We start from the raw sequence: 6943 nt of genomic DNA on the forward strand, positions 1-6943 counted from the left end.
TCGCCAGACGCTCTTTGTGCGGTATTGCCTAAAGTGCTTGTCCGATTGTGGGGTTTGTCGAAAAACCGCCCTGCCGGACAAACGAAATCTATTCATATCTAAGACTTGCAATTTTCCCCGTTTCGTGCTATACTAAAGGGTATGCCGGCATTGCCGCGACCGGTTTCGGCATCGGCACCCGGCATAGAAAATGCAACCTAATCATACCATATTTGATAGAAAATTGCAAGCAGGACAATTGAAAAATCGGCGAGTAGAAATAAGCCTCCCCTGAAAGGGGAGGGGGACCAGCGGTAGCTGGTGGAGGGGTTTTTCGGGGAATCTTTTTGGTTTTACAGGAAAATCTTTTAATCAGTTTGTAACTGCTAGTTCTGCTCAAACAGCTGCTTTTACACGCCCTGCCTGCACCCCCGCCTGCCGTATCACTGCGGCGGAGCCGTATCCGGAAAAGGAACGTGATGGATCATGGAACAAGAACAGCAGAAACGCTATCGTGCGTGGGCAGAGATCGACCTGAACGCACTGACGCATAATGTACAGACCGTGCAGAACCGTCTGCCGGCACAGACGCAGTTTATGGCGGTAGTCAAGGCGAACGCCTATGGACACGGCGACGCTGCGATCTGCCAGAAGCTCTGGGAACTGGGAGTCCGCTGGTTTGCGGTTTCCAATCTGGAAGAAGCCCTTTCTGTCCGGCAGCTTTGCCCCTATGGAGAGATCTTCATTCTGGGCTATACCCCGCCGGAGTTCGCACCGGAACTGGCACGGAACAACATCATTCAGGGCGTGCTGTCGCTGGAATATGCCCGACAGCTGCAAAGTTTCGCCCACCAGCCGGTTCGCTGCCACATCAAGCTGGACACCGGCATGGGACGCATCGGCTTCCGGAGCAATACGCCGGAGGACTGTGCCAAGGCTCTGCTGCCCCTGTTCGAACTGGATAAATTGTCCATTGAGGGCATCTACACCCACTTTGCCGTGGCAGACTCGGTAGATGCAGATGACATGGCGTATACGCAGGCACAGGAGGACTTTATCGTTGCCGTATATGACCGGCTGGCGGAACTGGGACACACCCTGAAGCATCTCCACTTCATGAACAGTGCAGCCACCGTGACACGCCCCAACCCCAGAGCCACGCTGGCACGGGTGGGCATCATCATGTACGGACTGGAACCCAACTACCCCGTGCATGTGCCTATGGAATTGCAGCCGGTAATGTCCCTGCGGAGCGTGGTTTCCCACGTGAAGCAGGTCGATGCCGGCACGTGTATCAGCTACGGCAGAACCTACACTGCCGACAAGCCCCGCACCATTGCCACAGTGACCATTGGCTACGCCGACGGCTACGCACGGCTGCTGTCCAATCAGGCGGACGCACTGCTCCACGGCAGACGCTGCCCCATCGTGGGACGGGTCTGCATGGATCAGCTGATGCTGGACGTGACCGACGTGCCGGAAGAAGTCAAGCCGGGAGACGTTGTCACCATGTTCGGCACGGACGGCGAAGAAACCATTACCGCCGACGAACTGGCAGCCCTGTACGGAACGATCGGGTACGAGATCGTCTGCGGCATTTCCAAACGTGTGCCCCGTGATGTGATCGGAGCATAATTCAAATAGCCTCCCCTGAAAGGGAATGAAAATCAGCGAAGCTGGTGGAGGGGTTTCCCGCCGCACGGAAAATTTTCCATTGCAATCCCCGAAAAAATCAGGTACAATCATTTTATATAAAAGCTAAAATCCAGAAGTTGAAATCTCTGTCCCGCGGGAATGCCTGCCGGACAAATCGTGAAAGCCGACGCAGATGCGTCACAGGAAAGGAGCAGCTATCCATGCTTGAAACACAAAAGATCCCGTATGCACTGGGCATTGACGTGGGTTCTACAACGGTCAAGACGGTTCTGCTGACGGAGATGGGCGAAGTGCTGTCTTCCAGCTATGAACGCCATTTCTCCAAGGTCAGAGAAACCGTATGCACCAAGCTGGCATCACTGGCACAGGAATATCCGGACGTCCAGCTCCGTGTCAGCATCACCGGTTCTGCCGGTCTGGGTCTGGCACAGGCGGCGGGGCTGCCCTTTGTACAGGAAGTGCATGCGGCGTTTCTGGCGGTGAAGCGGCGGTATCCCGAAGCCGATGTGGTGATCGAACTGGGCGGCGAAGATGCCAAGATCATCTTCCTCACCGGCGGCGTGGAGCAGCGTATGAACGGCAGCTGTGCCGGCGGTACCGGTGCCTTTATCGACCAGATGGCGACCCTGCTGGACGTGAGTGTGGATCAGCTGGACAAAATGGCACAGGCAGCCGAAAAGGTGTATCCCATTGCTTCCCGCTGCGGCGTGTTCGCCAAGTCCGACATTCAGCCCCTGCTGAATCAGGGAGCACGGCGGGAGGACATCGCTGCCAGCATCTTTCAGGCAGTGGTGGACCAGACGGTTTCCGGTCTGGCACAGGGCAGACGCATTGCCGGAAACGTGCTGTTTCTGGGCGGCCCGCTGTCGTTCCTGCAAGGGCTGCGGAACGCCTTTACCAGAACGCTGGAACTGGACGAAGAACACGCCCTGTTCCCCGAAGACGGCAGAACCTTTGTGGCATATGGCAGTGCCGTGTCTGCATCGTCCCTGACGGATACATACACCTTGACAGAACTGGAAGAACTGCTCCGGAACGCCAAGACCCAGACGGCTCTGGTGGCAGACAAGCCGCTGTTCAGCTATCCGGAGGAATACCAGCGGTTTCAGGAACGCCACGCCGCCCATGATGTGGCACGGGGCGACTACCGCACCTATGCCGGCAAGGCGTATCTGGGCATCGATGCCGGCTCCACCACCACCAAGATCGTGCTGCTGTCGGAAGACCACAAGCTGCTGTACGAGTTCTACGCTTCCAATAAGGGACAGCCGCTGGACTGCATTCAGCGGGAGCTGTCCGCCCTGTACGCCGACCTGAGTCCGGACTGTCAGATCTGCGGCAGTGCCGTCACCGGCTATGGAGAAGACCTGATCCGTGCCGGACTGGGCGTGGACTTCGGCATTGTCGAAACGGTGGCACACTTCAAGGCGGCTTCGTTCTTCTGTCCGGAGGTGGATTTCATCATCGACATCGGCGGGCAGGACATCAAGTGCTTCCAGATCAAGAACCACAGCATCGACAGCATCATGCTGAATGAGGCATGTTCCTCCGGCTGCGGCTCGTTTATTCAGGCGTTTGCCGTGGCACTGGGCTATGACATTGCCGAGTTCTCCAAGCTGGGACTGTTCGCAGAACACCCCGTAGATCTGGGCTCCCGCTGTACCGTGTTCATGAACAGCAGCGTCAAGCAGGCACAGAAGGACGGTGCGACGGTAGAGGATATTTCCGCCGGTCTGTCTGGCTCCATTGTCAAGAACGCGATCTATAAGGTCATTCGTGCCCGCAATCCGGAGGAACTGGGACAGCATATCGTGGTGCAGGGCGGCACCTTCCTCAATGATGCCGTGCTCCGCTGCTTCGAACGGGAGATCGGTCACGATGTCATTCGTCCGGCAATTTCCGGTCTGATGGGGGCATTCGGTGCGGCTCTGTACGCTCAGGAAAAGAGCACCGGCACCAGCACACTGCTGAATCCGCAGCAGTTGCAGGAGTTCTCCTATACCGCCAAGGCGGCGACCTGTAAGGGCTGTACCGCACACTGTGCGTTGAGTGTGATCCGGTTCAATAACGGCGGCAGATTTATTTCCGGAAACCGCTGTGAAAAGGGTGCCGGCAAAAAGGAGAGCGAACAGCTGCCGAATCTGTTCGAGTGGAAGTACCGGAAAATTCTCTCGCTGGAGCAGGAAAATCAGCCCGCAGAGCCGAAAGCCACGGTGGGGCTGCCGCTGGCACTGCACTACTACGACCAGATGCCCCTGTGGCACACGTTCTTCACAGAACTGGGCTTCGCGGTGAAGTTCTCCGAGGAGAGCACCCGCGGCACCTACTACAAGGGACAGAGCACCATTCCGTCAGATACGGTCTGCTATCCGGCGAAGCTGACACACGGACACATTGAGAGCCTGCTGGAAAAAGGCGTGGACTTCATCTTCTACCCCTGCATGAGTTATAACATCGACGAGGGCGATTCCGACAACCACTTCAATTGTCCGGTGGTGGCGTATTATCCGGAACTGCTCATGGCGAACTGCGAAAAGCTGAACCACAACAATTTCCTGTACCCGTTCCTCGACCTGAACCGCCGCGGGCATGTGGTCAAGACGCTGTCCACCATATTCAGCCGCTATGCCACGAAAAAGCAGGTGGAAACGGCACTGGAACACGGCTTTGCAGCACTGGAACAGTACCGGAAAGACATCACCGCCGAGGGCGAGGAGATCGTCCGGCAGGCACGGGAAGCCGGCAGGCAGATCATTGTGCTGGCAGGCAGACCGTACCACATCGATCCGGAGATCAACCACGGCATTCACAAGCTGATCGGCAGTCTGGGGCTGGCGGTCATCACCGAGGACAGCGTGGCACATCTGGCACAGACACCGGAATTGCAGGCACTGAACCAGTGGACGTATCACTCCAGAATGTACCGTGCCGCCAAGTATGTCACCACACAGCCGGATATGCAGCTGGTACAGCTGGTGTCCTTTGGCTGCGGTATCGATGCCATTACCACAGATGAAGTGCGGCGGATTCTGGAAACCGGCGGCAAGCTGTACACCCAGCTGAAGATCGATGAGATCAGCAATCTGGGAGCCATCAAGATCCGCCTGCGGAGCCTGATCGCCGCAATGGAACAGACACAGGGACAGAAGCAGACAGAGCCGGAAACGGCGTGAGATCTTTTCCTCAGACACCCACCGCAACCCGAGCATTCCAAGGAGGTAACCATACATATGGCATACGCAAAGTTTACACCGGAAATGAAAAAGACCTATACCATTCTTGCACCCAATATGCTCCCCATTCACTTCCACCTGCTCATCCGCATTCTGGAACAGTTCGGGTATCATGTAGTGCTGCTGGAATCCACCTCCCGCACCGTGGTGGAGGAAGGTCTGAAAAACGTCCACAACGACACCTGTTACCCTGCCCTGCTGGTCGTGGGACAGTTCATGGAAGCCCTGAAAAGCGGCAAGTATGATGTCGATCACACCGCCCTGCTGATCACCCAGACCGGCGGCGGCTGCCGTGCGTCCAACTATATTCACCTGCTGCGGAAGTGCATGGCGGAACAGTTCCCGCAGGTGCCGGTGCTCTCCCTGAACTTTGCCGGACTGGAAAAGGACTGTAGTCTGGAACTGACACCGGCACTGTGCCTCAAAATGGTCTACGCTGTCCTCTATGCGGATCTGCTGATGACCCTGTACAACCAGTGCCGCCCCTATGAACTGAACGAGGGCGAGTCCCAGCAGGTGCTGGACGCATGGCAGGAGAAGCTGCCCAAGCTGTTCGAGAGCAACAAGTTCCTCTCTGCGGAAAAGATCTACACCCAGATCCTCAAGGACTTCGCGGCGATCCCCCGCAGCAAAAAGCCCAAGATCAGGGTGGGCATTATCGGCGAGATCTACGTCAAGTATTCGCCGCTGGCGAACAATCATCTGGAGGACTTCCTCATTTCCGAGGGCTGTGAGCCGGTGGTTCCCACCCTGCTGGAATTTATCCTCTACTGTGCCGCCAACAGCGAAACCAACAGCCACCTGTACGACTACAAGAACTTCAAGACGCTGGCATTCGGGCTGGGGTATAAGTTCCTCCACAGCAAGCAGGTGCAGATGATCAAGGCGATCCAGAAGCAGGGCGAATTCACCCCGCCCCACGACTTCGAAGACCTCCGCCGTGCTGCGGATAAGTACATCAGTCAGGGCGTTTCCATGGGCGAGGGCTGGATGATTACGGCAGAAATGGCAGTGCTGGCGGAAACCGGCACGGAGAACATCATCTGCACCCAGCCCTTTGGCTGTCTGCCCAACCATATCGTGGCAAAGGGCATGGCGAGAACCATTAAGAACGCCTATCCCAATGCCAACATTGTGGCGATCGACTACGACCCCGGTGCGACCCGCGTCAATCAGGAGAACCGCATCAAGCTGATGCTGGCGAACACCAAAATGGAGCAGGAGAATCAGGTGTAATGGTGCGTTCCATTTGTTTTACCGGTCACCGGCATATTGTCAGGACAGAGCTGCCGGCACTGCTGAAAGAGCTGCGGCGGGTGCTGGAAACTGCCATTCCGCAGGGCTTTGTGGACTTTTACGCCGGCGGTGCACTGGGGTGGGATACCTATTGTGCACAGACGGTGCTGGATCTGCGGGAGGAGTATCCCTGTATTGCCCTGCATCTGGTGCTGCCCTGTTCCCGCGGGGAGCAGACGGCACGCTGGACAGAGGCACAAAAGGCAGCCTATGACTGCATTTTTCGGGAAGCGGATTCCTGCGAATTCGTGTCGGAGGAATACACGAAAAGCTGCATGCGGCTGCGGAACCAGCGGCTGGTGGAACTGGCGGACTGCTGTATCTGCTATTGCAGCGACCCCGCCGGCAGAAGCGGCACGGCTCAGACTGTGCGTATGGCAAAACAAAAAGGCATACCGGTCATCAATCTGGTGAAATAGAATAAAAAAGCCGTACCTTTTCGGGTACGGCTTTTGTTGTTGTGGAATGAGAGGTGTGGTGGAGGGATTCTGTGGAATCTTTTACTTCTGTTTCAGGTTTCACAGAAGAATCCCTCAGTCAGCCTGCGGCTGTCAGTTCAGCACAAGGCATGCCCTTCGGGTGCCTTTTCAAGGGAGCCTAGATACAAATGAGCCTCCCCTGAAAGGGGAGGGGGACCAGCGGAGCTGGTGGAGGGGTTCTGTGGAATCTTTTACTTCTGTTTCAGGTTTCACAGAAGAAATCCCTCCGTCTGCCCTTCGGGTGCCTTTTCAAGGGAGGCTATTGTGTAGAAACCCCTCCACCGCCTAACGGCGGTCCCC

General features: G+C 56.5%; 4 protein-coding genes. All 4 read left to right on the forward strand.

Going from position 1 to position 6943, the window contains the following annotated elements; translation table 11 throughout:
- Positions 1 to 465 precede the first annotated feature (465 nt).
- The 4 genes from alr (at position 466) to RUMCAL_RS02220 (ending at position 6583) form a co-directional block, all read left to right on the forward strand.
- A complete protein-coding gene (gene alr, locus RUMCAL_RS02205) occupies positions 466 to 1614 on the forward strand; it encodes an alanine racemase (protein ID WP_021680820.1) in 1149 nt (382 codons plus the stop codon).
- Positions 1615 to 1835: 221 nt separating this feature from the next.
- The gene (locus RUMCAL_RS02210) at positions 1836 to 4808 is read left to right on the forward strand and encodes an acyl-CoA dehydratase activase (RefSeq protein ID WP_021680821.1); all 2973 of its coding nucleotides are present in this window, start codon (positions 1836 to 1838) and stop codon (positions 4806 to 4808) included.
- Between the two features lie 57 nt (positions 4809 to 4865).
- On the forward strand, positions 4866 to 6104 hold the full coding sequence (locus RUMCAL_RS16735; protein WP_021680822.1) for a 2-hydroxyacyl-CoA dehydratase: 1239 nt from the start codon (positions 4866 to 4868) through the stop codon (positions 6102 to 6104).
- Positions 6104 to 6583, forward strand: coding sequence for an SLOG family protein (locus RUMCAL_RS02220; protein ID WP_021680823.1), 480 nt, complete (start codon positions 6104 to 6106; stop codon positions 6581 to 6583). Before RUMCAL_RS16735 ends, RUMCAL_RS02220 begins: the two co-directional genes overlap by 1 nt.
- Positions 6584 to 6943 lie beyond the last annotated feature (360 nt).

It is taken from the genome of Ruminococcus callidus ATCC 27760, assembly GCF_000468015.1.
In the GTDB taxonomy this organism is placed as follows: domain Bacteria; phylum Bacillota; class Clostridia; order Oscillospirales; family Ruminococcaceae; genus Ruminococcus_C; species Ruminococcus_C callidus.

Bases quoted from the DNA above. Each gene is read 5' to 3' on its own strand.
- alr (WP_021680820.1), top strand. From the start codon at position 466: ATGGAACAAGAACAGCAGAAACGCTATCGTGCGTGGGCAGAGATCGAC.
- RUMCAL_RS02210 (WP_021680821.1), top strand. From the start codon at position 1,836: ATGCTTGAAACACAAAAGATCCCGTATGCACTGGGCATTGACGTGGGT.
- RUMCAL_RS16735 (WP_021680822.1), top strand. From the start codon at position 4,866: ATGGCATACGCAAAGTTTACACCGGAAATGAAAAAGACCTATACCATT.
- RUMCAL_RS02220 (WP_021680823.1), top strand. From the start codon at position 6,104: ATGGTGCGTTCCATTTGTTTTACCGGTCACCGGCATATTGTCAGGACA.